General features: G+C 37.4%; 18 protein-coding genes. 1 reads left to right on the forward strand and 17 read right to left on the reverse strand.

Annotated elements, in window-relative coordinates; genetic code table 11:
- Positions 1–335: 335 nt before the first annotated feature.
- From ACGG81_RS10135 to ACGG81_RS10185, 11 genes are all read right to left on the reverse strand, one after another.
- The gene (locus ACGG81_RS10135; protein WP_390108154.1) at positions 336–4,502 is read right to left on the reverse strand and encodes a TIM-barrel domain-containing protein; all 4,167 of its coding nucleotides are present in this window, start codon (positions 4,500–4,502) and stop codon (positions 336–338) included.
- Entirely contained in the window at positions 4,489–4,743 is a 255-nt protein-coding gene (locus ACGG81_RS10140) for a hypothetical protein (protein ID WP_270196508.1), read from the reverse strand. The genes ACGG81_RS10135 and ACGG81_RS10140 overlap by 14 nt, the downstream gene beginning before the upstream one ends.
- The gene (locus ACGG81_RS10145) at positions 4,733–6,118 is read right to left on the reverse strand and encodes a zinc ribbon domain-containing protein (RefSeq protein ID WP_119987826.1); all 1,386 of its coding nucleotides are present in this window, start codon (positions 6,116–6,118) and stop codon (positions 4,733–4,735) included. The genes ACGG81_RS10140 and ACGG81_RS10145 overlap by 11 nt, the downstream gene beginning before the upstream one ends.
- A gap of 352 nt (positions 6,119–6,470) precedes the next feature.
- Positions 6,471–8,408: a recombinase family protein gene (locus ACGG81_RS10150; protein WP_390108157.1), complete on the reverse strand. Its 1,938-nt coding sequence runs from the start codon at positions 8,406–8,408 to the stop codon at positions 6,471–6,473.
- Positions 8,395–8,535, reverse strand: coding sequence for a hypothetical protein (locus ACGG81_RS10155; RefSeq protein ID WP_349011114.1), 141 nt, complete (start codon positions 8,533–8,535; stop codon positions 8,395–8,397). Before ACGG81_RS10155 ends, ACGG81_RS10150 begins: the two co-directional genes overlap by 14 nt.
- A 1-nt stretch (position 8,536) precedes the next feature.
- A complete protein-coding gene (locus tag ACGG81_RS10160; protein WP_379694730.1) occupies positions 8,537–8,737 on the reverse strand; it encodes a hypothetical protein in 201 nt (66 codons plus the stop codon).
- A 207-nt stretch (positions 8,738–8,944) separates the two neighbouring features.
- Complete coding sequence (locus tag ACGG81_RS10165; RefSeq protein ID WP_390108161.1) at positions 8,945–9,484, reverse strand: hydrolase; 540 nt, start codon at positions 9,482–9,484, stop codon at positions 8,945–8,947.
- A gap of 18 nt (positions 9,485–9,502) precedes the next feature.
- On the reverse strand, positions 9,503–10,108 hold the full coding sequence (locus ACGG81_RS10170; RefSeq protein WP_009262410.1) for a recombinase family protein: 606 nt from the start codon (positions 10,106–10,108) through the stop codon (positions 9,503–9,505).
- Between the two features lie 1,358 nt (positions 10,109–11,466).
- A complete protein-coding gene (locus ACGG81_RS10175; protein ID WP_009262412.1) occupies positions 11,467–11,679 on the reverse strand; it encodes a hypothetical protein in 213 nt (70 codons plus the stop codon).
- A 1-nt stretch (position 11,680) separates the two neighbouring features.
- On the reverse strand, positions 11,681–12,643 hold the full coding sequence (locus ACGG81_RS10180; RefSeq protein WP_390108164.1) for a hypothetical protein: 963 nt from the start codon (positions 12,641–12,643) through the stop codon (positions 11,681–11,683).
- A gap of 1,005 nt (positions 12,644–13,648) precedes the next feature.
- A complete protein-coding gene (locus ACGG81_RS10185) occupies positions 13,649–14,101 on the reverse strand; it encodes a hypothetical protein (RefSeq protein ID WP_390108167.1) in 453 nt (150 codons plus the stop codon).
- Between the two features lie 312 nt (positions 14,102–14,413).
- Here ACGG81_RS10185 and ACGG81_RS10190 point away from each other — a divergent pair, with 312 nt between their 5' ends.
- A complete protein-coding gene (locus tag ACGG81_RS10190; RefSeq protein WP_156729809.1) occupies positions 14,414–14,491 on the forward strand; it encodes an LCI fold-containing protein in 78 nt (25 codons plus the stop codon).
- 172 nt (positions 14,492–14,663) lie between these two features.
- Here ACGG81_RS10190 and ACGG81_RS10195 read toward each other — a convergent pair whose 3' ends face one another.
- The 6 genes from ACGG81_RS10195 to ACGG81_RS10220 all read right to left on the reverse strand — a co-directional run bounded on the left by ACGG81_RS10195 (position 14,664) and on the right by ACGG81_RS10220 (position 18,377).
- The gene (locus tag ACGG81_RS10195) at positions 14,664–15,209 is read right to left on the reverse strand and encodes a hypothetical protein (RefSeq protein ID WP_270458088.1); all 546 of its coding nucleotides are present in this window, start codon (positions 15,207–15,209) and stop codon (positions 14,664–14,666) included.
- A gap of 369 nt (positions 15,210–15,578) precedes the next feature.
- Complete coding sequence (locus ACGG81_RS10200; protein WP_349011109.1) at positions 15,579–16,019, reverse strand: hypothetical protein; 441 nt, start codon at positions 16,017–16,019, stop codon at positions 15,579–15,581.
- A gap of 114 nt (positions 16,020–16,133) precedes the next feature.
- Positions 16,134–16,541, reverse strand: coding sequence for a signal peptidase I (locus tag ACGG81_RS10205; protein WP_156557114.1), 408 nt, complete (start codon positions 16,539–16,541; stop codon positions 16,134–16,136).
- The gene (locus tag ACGG81_RS10210) at positions 16,525–17,109 is read right to left on the reverse strand and encodes a hypothetical protein (RefSeq protein ID WP_390108171.1); all 585 of its coding nucleotides are present in this window, start codon (positions 17,107–17,109) and stop codon (positions 16,525–16,527) included. Before ACGG81_RS10210 ends, ACGG81_RS10205 begins: the two co-directional genes overlap by 17 nt.
- Before the next feature lies 1 nt (position 17,110).
- On the reverse strand, positions 17,111–18,139 hold the full coding sequence (locus tag ACGG81_RS10215; protein WP_390108174.1) for a BspA family leucine-rich repeat surface protein: 1,029 nt from the start codon (positions 18,137–18,139) through the stop codon (positions 17,111–17,113).
- 19 nt (positions 18,140–18,158) lie between these two features.
- Positions 18,159–18,377: a hypothetical protein gene (locus tag ACGG81_RS10220; protein ID WP_156557105.1), complete on the reverse strand. Its 219-nt coding sequence runs from the start codon at positions 18,375–18,377 to the stop codon at positions 18,159–18,161.
- Positions 18,378–18,439: the final 62 nt, after the last annotated feature.

The raw sequence follows: 18,439 nt of genomic DNA on the forward strand, positions 1-18,439 counted from the left end.
TTCCTTCTTTTCTTTTTACATTTTTTGACAGCGATCCGTTTCCTTTTTTGTCTGTGCAAAATTTTCCTGCGGATATCTGTACAAATTGTAACTTTTTTCATTACATTATTTAACTGTAACTTTATCAAATACATTTTTTGTTGTCAAGAAGCATTTTTTCCAAATCGAACATTCTGTTTTCCTATTTTCCATACAAACTTCCAGAGCTCCGTAAGCAGTTCCCTATAGGAAAAAGACACCCCTTGGCATTTCCTGGAGTGTCTTTTTCTATTGCAAAGCTATTGTCATTCTCTGATTTCTCTTAGACAAATTTTCTTCTATTTTGCTTTTTCTCTTTATTTTTCTTCTGATTCTTTCTGCCCTTCAATATCCTTTTTCTCGTCTGTGTCATTTTCTCCTGCCACATCATATGCCGGACCGATCAAAAGAAGTTTATCTACATTCATCTCTTCTGCCGGGCAGAGATCTGTGCGTGCCTTCATTGTAATGACTGCAAGTTCATCACTTCCACTATACAGCGGCTGATCTCCGCGATTTGCAAATGCAAGATTGACATAAGCGGTTCCATCACTGTATACCTTATTGACCGTCAGATTTTCCATCGCTCCTACCGCCTTCGTTCCGACAGCTGATACAAATTCCAGATGTGAAGGATCATAATCGATGACAGCTCCAAATGCATTGACATGTTTCGCATCTTCTGCAAGTACCGTAAAGGTCACTGTCTCACCGGCTCTGATACATGATTTTTCTGCACAAAGTGTTGCCTGCCCAGATACTTCTCCGCTCTGTTTTGTGCCTCCATCGAGTTGGAACATTGTAAATACATAATCATAAACATCATAGATGCCGTTCATATTGATATCTCCACTTCGCTTCTGGATTTGATCCACAAAGTTGGAACCATCCTTGACAGAAGTTCCAAGGTAATTTTTCATATTGGTATAATCACCCTCTGAAACCGTCTCATTCTTATTAGTACTTCCGACTGCAAATGGCTTGGATCCATCTTTTTTGTATACCGGAAGTTCATGAGATGCAAAGTAATTGCGCCGTGATTTCATAATCTGAAGTTTCAGATAACGTGCACTGACTCCGGTGAGCGGAACTGTCTTTGCATTTTCTTCTACTTCCAGATCCGTGTTATATACCCACTCTTCCTCTTTTGTTCCATCCCATTCCAGTTTCCAATGTTTTCCATCTAAACTGGAGTAGACATTCATACGCTCTACGGTACCACTTCCATAGCTGTCGCGTGGATAATATTCAAATTTATCCAGTTCGTAAGCTGCACCAAAATCATAGATGAACGGAGTCTTGTCACCGACAACATCCCCCACTGCGAAGAATAATCCACGGAAGCTGTGGTCTGTCGCATACTTCAGTGCTCCTGCCTCATCTCCTCCGGTCCATGAAATCGTTCCAAGTGCACCAATCTCATTTCTCCACGGATCCAGCAGAGAACTGGTCACAAGCTGCTCACTCCATGCAGAATACCCTTCCGCATTTCTCGCACGCACGCAATAAGTATGCTCAGAATGATAGTCGAGATCATCATGGATATAAGAAAGTGCATCTCCCATAGCATAAAGATTTCCATCCACGAGCATCTCATATTCAGATGCTCCTTTGCTTTCTGTCCAGCATAATCCGATGCTTGTAGAAGTTTTCGCTTCTTCTGCTGCCGTCAGCTGCGGTACAGAAAGAGCACCATTTTCTTTTTCCGCCATCCGGCAAACGGTATTTTCAAATCCCAGAATCTCTACAGTCTGTTTTTCTTTCTGGCTGTCCACTGTTGCGAATTTTACATACAGCTTCGGCTCTGCCTGAACCTTTTCTACCATTGCGCGTAAAATCTTTTCTTCCTCAGAAGCATAGGTACGGATCATTGGATGTTCGTCATAGAAGAAAATCGCCTCTCCTTTCTTTGGCTCACTTTGCTCAAAGATTTCCAGATTTTCTGCTTCTGTCAGATGCAACTTTTCTTCTCCATTCCATGCTGTTACTGCCTCCGGACGGTTTGACAAATGTACGATAAATGTGCTGCTACGCTTTTCCTCATATCCTTCATAAGTACCTTCGGAGCATTCTGCTGTCAGAATCGCCTTTCCTTCCTTCACACTGGAAGTATAGGTCGTTGAAACATGACTTCCATACGAAACATGGTCAATGGTTCCGTATTTCTCATCCTCCTCCGTCTGATTATGGATATATTTTCCATCATCCTCGTAAGTTGTATAAAAGCTGTCTCCATCCGGCCAGAATTCTATCATCCGCTTTGTCCGGTCAATGGCATCCGGCGTATTGTTTGCCTCATACATTGGAAGAATCGTTCCATTTTTTACAAACACCGGCAGTTTCCAAAGCGGCGCCGCAAAATTATTAAGCACTTGTCCGCCCAGATATTTTTCTCCGGTCAGATAATCAATCCACACTTCGTCTGGATCCGGAAGGTAAATGTGGTTTCTCACATCATTTCCCTCTTCATCTGCAACTGTATTTTTATAAACTGGCGCAACTAAAATATTTGCTCCAAGCAAAAACTGGTACTGCATATTTCTGCTGTATGCATACGCATCTTCCGGATATTCCAAAAACATTGCACGCACGATCGGAAGTCCCGTGTCATCATTTCCCGTATCCATATTTGACGCAGAGACAGCTGTCGTATAAATATATGGCATCAACTGTGACTTGATTTTCATATACATTCGGTTAATCCCCGTATACGGATCCCCAAATGTGTACGGTGCTTTCATGTAAGTGCCCCATCCGTCCATATTTAACATCTGAGGTGTGAACGATTTCCACTGATAGTCACGCGCAGCAATCAGTGCCTTTCCTCCGAAGATTCCATCCATATCACTACCAATATTTGGATTTCCGCTCAGAGAGCTTCCGATATAAGTCGGGATATGGAAACGGATATATTCCCAGTTTCCTCCGGTCTGGTCACCGCTCCACACGCTGTTAAAACGCTGTGAACCTGCCCATCCGTCCAAAGAGATAATATTCGGGCGAAACTGCTCTGCTGTCGTGATAATGTCATAGGCCGTCTTCACTCCATTTAACTGGAAAGAGTATCCCGGTCCTACCCATGCAACATCGGTCTTCAATGTGGTCGCCCCTCCGACAGATACTTCCTTCCGGAAATCGCGAAGCAGGTGCCAATATGTCTGATTGTCTGAGTCCGGTACCAGATTACTCTCTGTCCAAAGTCCGGCTGCAACCCCTTTGCTGTTTGCATACTCTCTGAACTTCGCAAGATTTTCTACATTGGCATCTACCGCTGCGATTCGTTCTGGAGAACTGCTTCCATCCTCATTGACTCCCCCTTGTACATAATAGCCATTCTGTCCATATCCCCCACCATATCCATCATTTGGGAGGAAATATCCAAGCGGCATATCGTATCTGACGTACTGATCCAATACAGCTCTCGCTGAATATTCATATGGCGCATCTACATTTTCAGGGTAATGCTCGGCTGCCACTTTTGGTCCTTCTCCATTTAAGGATTCTGAATGTTGTCCTTCTGACAAACGATATCCGGTCGCCATACCACTTTCATATTTTGTCATCCCTGCGGCGGTGCTTTCGGCGATTCCTTTAATGTTCCATTCCTTCTCTCCACCTTCGTCAGACCACGCATCGCGATTATAACAATTTAGATGTCCTTCGTAAAATCCATATTCCGGCAAAAGTAGCGGATTTCCAGTTACATGATAGTAGGCTTTTAAGATTTCCTGCGTAATCCGGCTTCCATTTTCTCCGTCAGACAGAAAATAGTAAGCACTAAACTTCGCTTCTTTATGCGCAGCGCGCACAACCGCGGTCTCACTTTCTCCAAAGTCATAACTTCCATGGGCAAATGTATTTCTCAGAACCCCATAGCCTTCCGTCGTAAAATAAAACGGATTCGGTGATGCAACACCTCCGTCCATCCATGCGCTTTCATTGACAATCTGAATAGTCTTTCCAGTATGTATAAACCGTCCATTCTGTGTACCACCACCGTAGAAATTTTCTTTTTCTCCTCTGACAAGTGTCTGAACTGTCTCCTCACCGATCGTGAGACCTTTGGCTTCCTCAAGAACGGTCTTGCCGCTGACAGAAATTTTCATCTTTGCCGTTGCTTTATCAAAACTTACTTTTGTCTTTCCACAGCAGAGATTGATCGTCTGATTTTCCTCGTAGATTTCTACTTCCGGTTTTGTATAAAAATCTGACTCGTCCGGACACTGCTGAATCTTTGCTGTATGCTCCTTCTCTCTCGGAGCCGCATAACTCTCAAATGCTCCGCTCGGATCTACATCATAGCGGAAAATAGTTTCTTCCAGAAAAATAAGTTTTCCCTTAATATTTTCCTCAAATGTGAGCCAGACGATATGACCTTCCTCTCCCTTTTCCACCGCTTTTACACCTGTTAACGGACCACAAAATCCCCCGTTCTTTTCTCCTGCTTCCAGATGCGGCGCCATCTTCTGATTATTCTCGCTCATAGTGTTCCTCCTGTTGTGCAAACTTCTTGCTTTTGTCGGGCTTATTATATAATACATCCAGCTTTTTTACTATATATCTGGCTTTATATACAAACAGATAGGACATTTTGACAATACAGCTTTTCTTCTGTTTGGCAAACTTATAGATTTCATCCATTAAATAAACCTCAACCTTGTACGCTTTGTCCTCTGGACGTTCGGCTGCATCTTTGCTGAAAACTAGACACCATTTATTCCCCATATAAAAACATTTCTGCGATGCAGATATCATCATACTTTGTTCCGCTCCTGCTGTCTTTGATTGTCACGATACAAGAATCAACAGAAATACTTTGTCCAAAATCAATGTAAATCATAGAATCCATTGGTGCAGAAAAATTCGGAACATACGATTCCAATCTTTTTGTCCAGATTCGATCTCCTGCTTTGATTTCCAGTTCCAATGGAATTCCATTTTTTGTATAGATATCCTCTGAACTTAAGTACCCTGGAAGAACAGCAATTCCTCTCACACTCTGTTTTTCTTCTGAGTCAAATAAAAGATATTCTCCGATTCCAACGCCATCCACTCCCTCTATCCAGCAGGTAGCCGGATTTCTGTCCAAAAGAGCTGCTGTACTATGATCATATCCCTCTTCCTGCAGTGTAGAACTTGCAGAAACACGAAATGCTAAAGGATTCTTCTGTCCCTCTGCTTTATCCTGATTTGTACTTTTCTCTGTCCAAGTGTTCACAGACTGTAATGTATAACCACCCCACATGCTTTGCGAATTTTCTATCAGAGTAACATCAAACACTGCTGAGTACGGTTGTGCCTCCTGCATTTCCGGCGTATAATGAACTTCTCCATAGACTTCTATTTCATCCTCTGATATCTTTTTTACTTGCATGATCTGAGGAGTATCATTTCCATAGGCCGAAGTTGGCGTTACCCCTTCCAGCACAACCATTCCATCTGAAATTTCCACATGCTCTTCGTTAAAAGCTCCTGTCCCGATAGAATTCTCCAAATATTCCCTGACAGTCTCTTCCGGAATCTCCCATCCCATCTGCCCGAGCTTGGCAGACTCTCCATCCACAAAAGGAATCTCAAACCATATCGACCGTATCAAAAATGAATACGCAAACTCTTCATTGACCACAACTCCCTCTGAGAAATTTTTCCCATTTCCTCCTGCATCCAGTTTACAAAGCAGGCTCAGAAAATCAGTGATCTCATTCTGCACATCGGCATCCAGTGTGATGATCTGTGGATATGTCTCATCTTTCTCCTTTGTTTCGTTGGAAACCTTTTCTTCTTCCTCTTTTTTAACGCTCTCCTTCTTTTTTCTTGCTTCCTTCTTTTCTTCTGCTTCTTGCGCCTGTCTCTCCTTTCTCTCAGAAGCCACACCTGCCTTATACATGGCAAATGCTCCTCCTCCGCATAACAAAAGAATACCCGTTAAAACAGCAACTGCCCAGATTTTCTTTCTGATTGATTTCTTATGAGTCTTCTCCTTCTTTGAACCCCTGCTTTCCGTTGCTTTCATCTCATTGCTGACACCGCTTTCTGCCCCGCAATACGGGCAAAATCTCACACCCTCTTTGATCTCTTTCCCACATTTTTTACAGAACATCTTCCCTCTCCTTTGTTTTGATTTCTTTTTTCTTTCTTCCAACAGTAAAACTCTATATAAAAAAAGAGAACTACCCTTCAACGTTCTATCTCCTGCTGACTGGTATTTCTCTTTTATTTTTTATTTTGTAACAGTTTTCTCTTCTTTGACCACTTTTTGTAGACAAGAACAATTATTCATTCATATTACTCAGTTTTGCCGCCTGGTCTGCTGCAATCAGCATATACGTCTTTTATATTAGGGTGTAAGCATATACAGCTATACACCTACTTGGCATGAACATATACATCAAAATACCAACTAATATTACCATACCTTACACAGCTATACAACATCATCTTCTGCATCTTTACTATTTAATAGCGATTTTCACAGTAATAGGTTTCCAATATTTCTTCACAAATCTCCTACCTACTCTTGATGACTCCATAAACTGTTGACATTCTTCTGTTGAAATAAGAAATGTATGTATGATGTTAAAGTTATCATCATTTTGTAAGGACTTTGCAAATTCTTCTGAGTACTCTTTTATTCGATAATCAATCGTATTTTTTCTTACACCAGATAAATTCATTTCCCATACAAATTCATCATTATCTCTGTATATGATACGTTCCACAAACATATCAATTAACTCATCACTAACTTTTCTTCCAGTAAAATCCACATAAGTATTCAACTTTTTTTCAATAGTTTCTATATCAAATGTTTCCTTGCTATCTCTTGCTTCTTCTAATTGTCTGTCACGAATACCTTTCTCAATTCCAGCCTTTTCCTCCTCCAAACGCACTGTAAGTTTTTTGAACATATTCGCATCGATTTCACCAGACAATTTATCAAGATATAAATTCTCAATTTGTGTTTCCACTTTCTTTAATTCAGACTCTAAATCTTCTAAGGATTTTCCAGTCCTATTTTTTTGTTTGTACTTCTGAGCTTCTTTCAATAAGTTAATCGTATATAAAATTTCATCTTTTGAGTCACCAAAAATATATCCAAATACTTTCAGCGACATCAGCCAAAGTTTTACTTCTGAAACAGCAGGAACATGACAAACACTTTTCTCCTTATGACTTCCACTGTTAATCTGGCATCGACAAGTATAACGAAACTGTGCTTCTTTCTTCTGTGTAGCCACATGAACATATTGAATACTTCTTGTATATCCACACTGGCAGAAACTCTTTTGTGCAATAATATCTTTAGGTTCTCGCAGTCCTGTAACTATATTACCTTTTTCAGAATAAATATACTCTTTTGCTCTTTTCGTTCTAATCTCATTTGCAAGCCACCAAACTTCCTCAGAAACAATCGGTGTCCAGTTACCCTTTACTAAGTTACACTTCTTAATAAGATTACCATCTTTATCATACACATCTTCACGAATAGGCTTTATCTTCGTAGCAACTTTTTTCTTCTTTATAGTATCAACTACTTTAACCTTTCCATAAAGAATATATCCCATATATTTTTCGTTCTTAAGAACTCTTACTACTTTAGAAGCACTCCAATTCAAATCTCCTACTGCTGTCTTATAATTATTTTCATTCAAATAGTCTGCTATCTTACCTGAACCCATACGTTTCTGCGGGTCTGGGTGCGTATACAAATCAAAAATACGCTTTACTGTTATACTTTCGACAGGATGTGGAGTCAATGTATTCAACCTTTTATCTATATTCTTTTCATAGATATAGCCAAAAATACCAGAAATAACCAACTGCCCCCTTGCACGATAAGACTCCACACCATCTGAAACACGCTTTGCAGTACGCATAGACTCTCCTTGTGCCATTCCTGCATCAATCGCAAGACGAAGAATATCTGTCTCTGTCATATTATAAGTCCAGTGATTTCCATTTAAAATCAGCACTCCTACTCCGTAGTCTTTTAAAATACGAATATTAGTAAATAACTGTTCAATATTTCTTGCAAAACGTGCTGTATCTTGTACTATTAAAACATTAAACTCATATCTTGAAGCAGACTGTAACATCATATTAAACGCAACTCTATCATCTACCTGTCTACCAGAAATACCATATTCTGTGAATTTATGTTTTTCATCTAATATGAACTTAGGATTGCTTTCAATCATAGTATCAAGACGTACAACTTGATTTTCTAATGCCATTATCTGCTCTTCATGCTTTGTTGACTCCCTAGCATAACGTGCTACCTGCAATGTTCTGACAGAATGTAAAATATCATCAAAATGTGCCTGAGCTAAAAAATCTCTTATATCCATCTTACAAATCTGTTCCTCTGTATAGTGACTACTTAATGCCATATATATCCCCCTTTGCCATCTTCTGTGCGACTATGTAAGTCTCCGTATCAATTAAATTTTCTTCATATAATTTCACTAAAAACACTTCCACTTTTGTATCCTTTTCTACAAAAATATTCTTACCCATATTACGTTCTCCTTTTTTCGTTCAATATCTTTTTTGCTATCACATAATCTTCCGTACCAATTAAGTTTTCCTCATAAAGTTTTGAAAGGAAGAAATTTATTTTTGCTTCTGATAATACCATTCCTCTTCTTGGTATATTTAAATCAATTCCTTTCATTGAAGTTTCTTCTGTCTGTAACAGATTACTAGCGTATCTACACATAATATGCCTCCTTCGAAAAAAATTCTCGAAGTACATAAGGCAACCCAAGGGCAAACCCAAGTTTTATCGTAAACACATCTCCTTTATGCAACTCAATCGAAAGAAACATTATCTCGCATAATTAAATGCAAACTCGAAACGATTTCTCAAACCACCGTTACTTTTGTAACCACAGTTCATTTCGTAAACCATGTGATTTTTCAAAAACTACACCCCATTTTTGTAAACCACATTATTTTCTATCAACTCTCTAAACGTCACTGGCTCATACCCATTCAGCATACAGCCTGCGTTTAATGCTCTTTCCAAAGTACGCATGTACTGATACGCCCCATTTCTCCTATTATGTATGTGACCGTAGATATGATAAGCACCTTTATGAAAGCCATTCCACTCTGCAATAGGAAAATGACATAATACAATACGTTTCCCACTGTCCTGCACAAACAGCATCTTATCCACTGAGTCCATACACCCCATAGCTTCAGAGTCTTTCAGCAGTACCCCATCATGATTACCCTGTATGAGGTGTTTCTTACCCTTTAGTTGTTTTAGATACCAAGCAGGGCTATGCTCAGAGCGATAGCACATATCTCCCAAAATATACACATCATCATCATGTGATACCCTTTTGTTCCAGTTTTCCAGAAGTAACATATCCATTTCAGATACAGACTCAAAAGGTCTGTTATCAAACTTCAATACATTTTTATGCCCCAAGTGCATATCCGCTATATAAAAATTCATACAATACCATCTCCTATACTAACTCATCATTTTTCGCAATTTATAATACGTTGTTTTCTTCAAGTTCAGAAGTGACATAGCTTCCACAGAAGTTATCTCTTTATTTTCCACCATAGCAATAACACGTTCCCATTCCTCTGGTACTTGCACCTGCGGTCTTCCAAACTTGACTCCCTTTTCAAGAGCCACATCAATCCCTTCACGCTGCCTTTTCAGAATTTTCTTTCTTTCCTCTTCTGCAAATCCGCCTAAGACTTCGATTAAGATATTGGTTATCATTTCTTGTATCCATTGTGTTTCCTCTTTAAAATCCACCAAAGTTGTAGGAATATCCAATATCTTCACACGAATGTTCATTGCTTTAAATTCTTCCAGTTCCCTTTTAATATCACTTTTCTTTCTGCCCAGTCTATCCAATTCTTTGATAACCAGTGTATCTCCTGCACGAAGAAGTTTTGTCTTTAATAACTGATAACCATCACGTTCTAAGTTTTTTCCAGACTCTTTGTCCACAATGATATTGCGTTCTTCCACACCAAACTCTTTTAATTTTTTAATCTGCCTGTCCTCATGCTGAGTCATGGAAGATATTCTGGCATATCCCCATGTAATACCATTCTCCACTATATTCCACCTCACTTTCACTTTTTACAAAGAAAAATCTGTTCGTAAAAGTCCTGATAAAACGTGAACGTGCGGAAAGTAGCAGACAGAGTTTAATAAACACATTTTCGGCATATTCTCATAGGGTTTTGTAGTGACCGCAAAAGTATACTTTTTTGAACGTTCACTTTACGGACTGTTCTATGCCAGTTCCGAATGATACACCCCTATTTTGCCCTGTATGCGATTATCAGAACAGGCTACAAGGAAAATACCCATATATAAGCAGGAAAAACGCATACAGAGCAATTTTCCAAAGGGCTACCTGTTTGAAAGCCAGTTCTTCACAATTTCCGCAAAGTTCCGTAGGACTTTCTGAACTCTGTCTGAGTCTAACTCTGTTGAAAGGAAATTGGAAGTGGCTAGAGTTACTAAAAAATCAATGGGAAAATTGTCGGGTTTGTATCCCCATAAAGAGAGAAGCCAAAAGTGACAGGTTCTGATAAAGGAAAAAGAAATGATGAATTTTAGGTTGAAACGATTATATATAATATAGAAGAAACTCAGTTTTATCTTTGGATTTTTCTTACAAAAAAATCACAGTTCCCCCCTATAAAGACTTGCTGTTAATGATACCTCAAGCACAAGAAATAAATACAAAATTTCAAACAGATGTCAATTATATGTTCCCTACTATTTTTCTAAATTTTTCTGACAGCCAGTGTTTGAGCCAGTTTTACGTTCAAATCAATAATGCATTATAGAAAAATGATAAAAAAGTACCACTAAAATTATCAGCAAAATATGACAATTTTAGCAGTACTCTTTTTCTATATCTATTTTATTATCAACTTGAAACATACTGGTTTCTTACCAGTATTAAGCTACCCTTTTAAAAAGGTTACAATCAGCTACATAAGAAATCCTTCTCATCAAGAGTAACTCCATATACTTTTTCTACCATAGAAAGCATTTTCTTCAGTGCCAAATATAGGTTTCCTCTTTCATGTGGTTCAAAGTACTCCACCGGCATACCAGAATCGATTATAAAAATCTCTCGCTTTCTAAAGAAGCACCCTAAAAAGTTTGCACATATCACGCAATCAAGACTTGGGAATACTATTCTCATTTCCTCGAATTCACTACGACATAACTCCGTAGGATAATTAAATAGACGTGTTACAATCCCAACTGTAGGTGATACTTTTCCTTGATTAAAAATACTATGTGGAAACTCATATTGAAAGTTATCACCTTTGCTCGTATGTACCATATAAAGGTGTTCTGGATTTATATTCTTTTTCTCCAGGCACTGAAGAAATATCACCTTTCCAAAGGACATATTATAATATACTGTTGCCAAATAAGGAATCCGCATATCACATCACCCCCATGCTATGTAATATCTCATAAGGCAATCCAAATACATAAACAGAAAAATCTTCTAATTGCTTTTTATCGTATTTACTGGTGTCGAGCCTTTTCATCTTATGCACCAGTATATATTTGTAATAAGGTAAATTTGAAATATAACTACATCCAACAAGGTTTTTCGCATCTTCAAAGACATCATTTTCTTTTGAATTACTCATATCACCGCACCTCCATATCCCCATATTCTACTTTTTTCTTCGTGTCCTGCAGAAATCGTATAATCTCATTTATTTCTTTCGTAGCATTATCACAACCATAAAATTTTATCTGCTCAGTGAAACGTGTTTTGTATAACAAATCATAAATGCTTTCTTCCTTAGAACAGTCTATTTTAATCAAAGACTGATACCCTTCTTTCAGTTTTTCAAGAGCCTTATCTAAGGACTCCGCATAGAAAGACTGTTTTTCTTTTCTTAAAATATTTTTTATGGTCTTTGTTTGCATTGGGAACTCAAAGTGATCTCCTGGGTTCTTAGAAGCACTAAGCTGTTTTGATAAAGCACTAACCTCACTCATAGCATAACGTTCAAGGATTTTTTCTTTCTGTTCCTCTAGCCAGTATAAAGCTCCTTGAACAATTTTTTTATCATTTGAATTTAATTTTTCCATAACGGATGCTGTATCAGATACCAGAATATTAAGGTTCTTTAACAGTAAATTTCTATCTTCCAATTTAGGATTTTGCATAATGCGTGTTGGCAAATCTGATTTTAATTTTTTAATCTCACTTTCACATTTTCTAGCAATCTTTTCACACAGATAAATGCAAAACAATCTGTCATGCAGAGCATTTCCCTCAACACGTTCACGAACTTCTGATACTTTTTCTGTGAGATTATCAATTCTTAAAATACCTTCTTCATTCAGATAATTATTATAGGTATTCTCAAATGTTTTCATGCTATCTTCATCAGTATACAGAACTACGATTGCTGTGTGATTAGGATACTTTTTCAGTAGTGTTCTGGTAATCAATTCATCCGCAACTGACATATCAAAGTAGTATCTTCCATCTGGTGAAATATTAATCGGTGTAATTGTGCCTTCCTTCACATAATTCAGTATCGTCTGAGGGGCTAAATGTGTTCGTGCTGCTAAATCTCTTGTTGTTAATCTTTCCATAAATAAAACCTGCCTTTCACAAAATCATTTTTAATTTGCTTTCAAAAAGCATATAAATGTATCAATCATATCCAGTCAGACCTCTAAATGCTTTTGATATCAGCACAAATGCTATTTTTTATGGAGCGTGTGCAACTGGCAAACACACAGATACAACTGTTAATGAACAACGTGCAAGTGGAAGTCGATAACGTGTTTATGGTACAGGAACGTGTGTTATGGATATTTGAGAACGTGCAACTGGTCAAGAAGTGTGTGCAAGTGCTATCGGAAAACGTGTTATTTTCATTGGATAACGTGCAACTGCCAACGGAGAACGTGCTATTTTCATTTGACAATATGCCACTGCCATTCAGAGGTATGCTGGTGCTAAAGGCACAAAGTCCAGTGCTAACAGAGCGTGTGCAAGTGCTACCAAACCAAATGCTATTGTTCACTGTCCAAAATACTTTGGCAGAAGAATTTTAAAGAAAGGCACAGCCTGATAACCCCCTTTTGTTTATTGCAGAAGATACCATCTCAGACTAATACCATGAGGGAGAGCAAAGCCCACTATTCTTTCATAGATACCAGAAAGTAAAGGAAGATACATAAATCTTCCATAGAAAAAAGCCTGCTCCTAAAAGCAGACTTATAAGCACCTCATCAGTCAACTCATTTTCCAAATGAGTCTAACCCCCATGAGTTTTCAAATATACAAAATTTTCAGAATTTCTCAAAGGCACATCTTACCCTGTATCTGCTATAAAAAGCGGTACTTCTGATAGGGTGAAAATCGTCATCTGATACCTTATCTCTTGAATTTTTAGGTAAAACACAGAAAATACCAGTAGGTGTGAGTTGATACAGTGTTGAGAAAATGTATCTTAGAAATTATTTGATACCCCATTTACAGGTATAAAAATAACCCACTGATACATTAAATATCAGTAGTTTATTGTTATCTCTTTAGAAGGATACAAACTGGGATTTATTGCTTACATTACACTTCATTAACCTAAAAAATCAGTGATTATCCTGAGCTTTTTTATAATACTCATATAAAAGTTTCTTTCCTTTTTTATATCCTTTATTATAATTTAGAATTTTAATTTCCCTATTTGATACATTTGTTTCTATAATTATTTCTTCGCTGTTATCAGTCGCTTTAGGCGTCTTAATTATTTTGATAGAAGAAATATCTTTATACTTAATTTGTATTCTTTTCTTTAAGAACGCATATTGAATGACATCAAATTCCCTAAGTACAGTTTTACTAATACATAATCTTAATGTTTGCACAAACAGAATAATAGCCATAACAAAAAAAAGAGTTGTATAAATCCAATGTTCATCATGGAATATAGAGTATAGTGCTAATCCAGCCATAAAGATTGTTGCTATACTAACAGCAACAGGCATATAAAGATATGGTCGAATTATATATTCTGTACTTTGATTTGAAATTTTATTTTGCATAATAGTAATACTCCTTTTAGTGTCTATGGCTTTCATGATACATTTTGTTTTGAAAACTCCATGCTCAAATTCTAATTTATACTTTTCTGTATATTGTCAGTATATCAACCATACACCCCAAACACAAGAATTTCTTCGTATAAAATACTAATCTCTCTTCTTCTATCTTATACCCCATTTTATACACAAAAACAAGCCTGCCAATACCTAGGTATCAGCAAGCTATTCTCATCTTATTTTTTAATACTTCGCTTTAATTTGCGTACTGCTTTTATACATTCATACAAATCCTTTTCATAGAGCAGAGCTACAATCTCTTCCAGTTCTGGAAATTTCTCAGCACATTTTTCTATTTCTGGCAATAAACATTTCATAGCTTCTATTGGTTGAAGTTTTTCATCTTCAGAAGTGTGTAAAATCTTAATCCTTTTTGCATCGATACTAGACTTGTCATTGCGACTGTACTGATATATCTTAGCCAATGTCAGTAACATAGTTTCTACATCATTACACTTCTCCATCTTCCACTCTTTTACATCTACCATACTCATAGGCAAGCACCTTACTCAATGAAGTGGACTTCTGTTGTAGCATCGGAAATCTGCACCTGTACATACAAATCATATTTCCATGATTTTCTCTTATCCTTAATTTCTTTTTGCTTCTCCAGTAAGTGCATAGGGTCTTTTTTAACAGTCGAGCTAATATCAACACAGCATTTACTGTATACCATCTCCTGTCGATTACTGGAAGTTTCTTCAGTATAAGGGCACTCGTTATAAGGGCATTCTTCCCAAATATTATCTTCTTCATTAATCGAACGAAGTTCTGCCAGATATCTCCTAGCTGTTGCAATACTCAAATGTTTTCCATGTACATCAATGTATGTGTTAGCATCTGACTCATTCAAAGCATTATTGATTTTATCTAATCTTACAAGCATCTTCTGATCGATTTCATAATTCTCACGCAGAATTTCTTCAGGTAAGTCCTTAGTAGCAAATCCACCAAACATCCCTGTGTCTTCCTTAACAGCATAGGGATTTGTCCATGAGAAGTAATTCTCACAAATCTTAGCACGTTCCGCACGAAGTTCTACAACTTTCATGTAATACACCTCTTTCAATTTTGTTTTGGTGTCCACACTTTAACTCTGAATAAAAGGGATTGCAAGTCCTAAAAGCATGTTCTTTACAGGTTTATCACTATCTACTAAAATATGCCGATTATAATTGTGCTTATTGTATCCTATGCCAGAGCCAGTGAAAAAGGGCTTTGCCACAGAATGATTGTTCTGGGTGGTTTTGGCACGAATACCCCCGTACAAGGAGCGTATTGGCAGTTTCTAGGGCTTTTAGGGCAGGATAGGCATATTTACCCATAAAAGGGCTTTTAGAGCAGGAAAAAGGCAAATAAAGGCGGTACATTTTTTCGGGCATGAAAAAAGAGCAGGTTATCAGTACGAAACCACTGCTCTTTACGAAAGTATATGAATTTTTTCCGTTTTGTATAATAAGGCATCTACCGCAGATACCATATCATAAATTGTTCTCCCCTTTACTATGGACTTTCTCCATGAGCTGCTGCGTATATCTACACCATTACAAGTACGATAGCACCAATAGCATCTCTTATTTTTTATTTCCATCTTTCCATCCAGTATTTCCATAGTCCTACTCACTGTTATAAATAGGGTAACTTTTGCAAATGTATTCTCCTTTGTAAAACCATAGCCTTCTAATACCCTATTCAACGTCTCGGTATTACGAAAAGATATACCAGAGTATTTGTACTTCTTCTTTTCACCTGTTTCCTTATCTTTCACAGTTAAATATAAAGTATTGAAGTCTGTACTTCTCCAATACAAATACATTTTATTCTTAGTGTTTTGAAAATGGATCTCCAATGCAAACCACATATCTGCTCCTCTCCTCTTACAATAAAAGGGGGCAACCACCGCCCCCAATGTAAAATAATAATACCTATGAAATTTCTTTTGGCATTTCCAATGCCTTGTTACCCCCATTTGCAATTACCTAAATTTACTAATCAAACCAGAAAGAAAGTTTAGCCTTGCAACCACTTTACCCTCTACCATATCTTCAGATACCTTGTCATAATCCGCTTTTTCATTGTTGTCACCTTTTGTTGTAATATTGCCTTCGGCATCAATATCAACTGCTCGGTGGCAAACCCTTGTATCTTCATCTATACGGAACATAACTACATCGCCTTCATTGATGTCTTTCGTTTTCTGTACAATAGCAATGGAATTTGTTTCCATATAGGGCTCCATTGAACCAGACAAAACTAACACTGGTCTATATCCAAAGATATAAAACTCTTCCTTTTGTATCATAACTCCTAACAGTATATAAACTGAAAAAGCAATGATACTATAAGACATTAATCTGCCTAAAATTTTACTGCCTTTTTTCAATATACCACCGCCTTACTATAAGAACTATTAGTACTGCTAGTGAAACTAACATGGTAATAGATAATAAGCCCACATGAGTATTATCTCCTGTTTTTACGATGACCTTATCACCCTTTTGAATGATATCTACATCTTCTGAATCAGTTTCCAGTAATCTTCCTTCAAAGTTAAAACGTGCCTGCATTTCCATAGATTGAAAGTCATTATTAACTTCTGCTGGCATATAACCTTGTAATGGTAATTCTACTGTTTCACCGCTTTCTACCTGAACCCATTCAGAAGATAATTCATTCAGTTTCACAAAATCACTGTTATTATAACTGTACATCATCACATCATAGAGTGATGAATCATTCAAATTCTCTGTATCTACTAAACGAAACTGAAGTGTACTTTCTGTTTCATTCGTTACTTCTACGGTGTCCTCTATAAGTTCCATAGGAGCTACACTTTCATGTACCCATTCCTCACCACCAATATGAAAGGCGAAATTTGGAGAACTGGCATCCGCTTTCAGCGGACTTGCAAGTATCCCCAAGAACATGATACCTAAGAGCAATCTCTTCATACTATTTCGCCTCCATCTGTTTGAATGTAAAATACCCAGTGTCATAGTTTGCCATGTCAAGACCTTCTTGCTGTGAAGTTTGGCTACCAGTTAAACCAGTACATGCCCAAAATGGTAAGCAGTCAGTCTTTACAATATCTGACCAATTCTCTGATACATACACCTTATTCAGTGAATACATATAACTAAACATCTGTGATAAATTGGCATCTGCACGCATCTTGAAGCCAGATAAATCAAGCTCTTGTACTCTACTGTCCTTGAACATACCCTTGTAATTTACAGCATCTCGTGTGTAAAAATGTGACAAATTCAAAAAAGCTATTGTAGGACAATCTTTAAACATATTCTCAAATGTTTTTACTTTTTCAGCGTGTTTTGTGCCAAGCTTGATAGTATACAGTTCCTTATCATTTACAAACATACCTGACATGTTTATCGCACTCTCTACATTCCAAGAACTGATATCCAGTTCCTTCATACTCACGCAGTTTGCAAACATAAACTGGAAGTTCTGTATGTTACCAGTATCAAGTTTATTGACATCTGTTGTAAGCAACTTCACACATGATAAGAACATATTATATGCTGAAGTGGTGTCTCTTGTGTCTAATACATTCTTAAAAGTAATGGACTCAACGCTTGTGTAGTAGCTGAACATTGTATTTAAGGACTGGTCGGCAATAATGCCTCCTCTACCCCCTATGTACATTTCTGTGATATTTTCTACCCAAGCCATGACACTTCCATCTTTCTCTTTTGATACATCGAATTTGTTAATACCCATTTTGTAGTCTGCTAAATCTGGTATGGTACTCATAAACTCTACTGTTTTAATATCTGCTTTTACAGGACTTGTGATACTGTTAAATTCCTCACCAGATACTAAATAAGGTCTTATCCATGTACCAGATGTAGCACTTAATTCTATTGAATTTGAAGCAGTAAACCATGCAAATGTCTTTGTGATATTCAATGTAAATAGCAATATCAACATAGCTACAACATATAGGAATTTCTTCTTTGTCATAGTTTACCTCCCTAGCAGGTTAATCTTCGATATCGATTGCCATCATTTCATCTTCCGCAACACTAACCTCTGGAACTGGTGTCTCCTTACACTCAACTCCCATGATTTTCTCCATAGAAGATACCACTGCATTAACAATATTCTGTTGATTGTTGCGGATACTCATAAATATTGTTGTCATAATTGCCCCGATTGTTAATAATACTAATGTAAAGCGAATAAATTCTTTCTTACTCATAGTAAAAATCCTCCTTAATAATTTTTTATGAAGTAGTACCTCAAAGTTGAGGTACTACAAGT

The sequence above is a fragment of the Faecalimonas umbilicata genome (assembly GCF_042846195.1).
Classification (GTDB): Bacteria; Bacillota; Clostridia; order Lachnospirales; family Lachnospiraceae; genus Faecalimonas; species Faecalimonas umbilicata.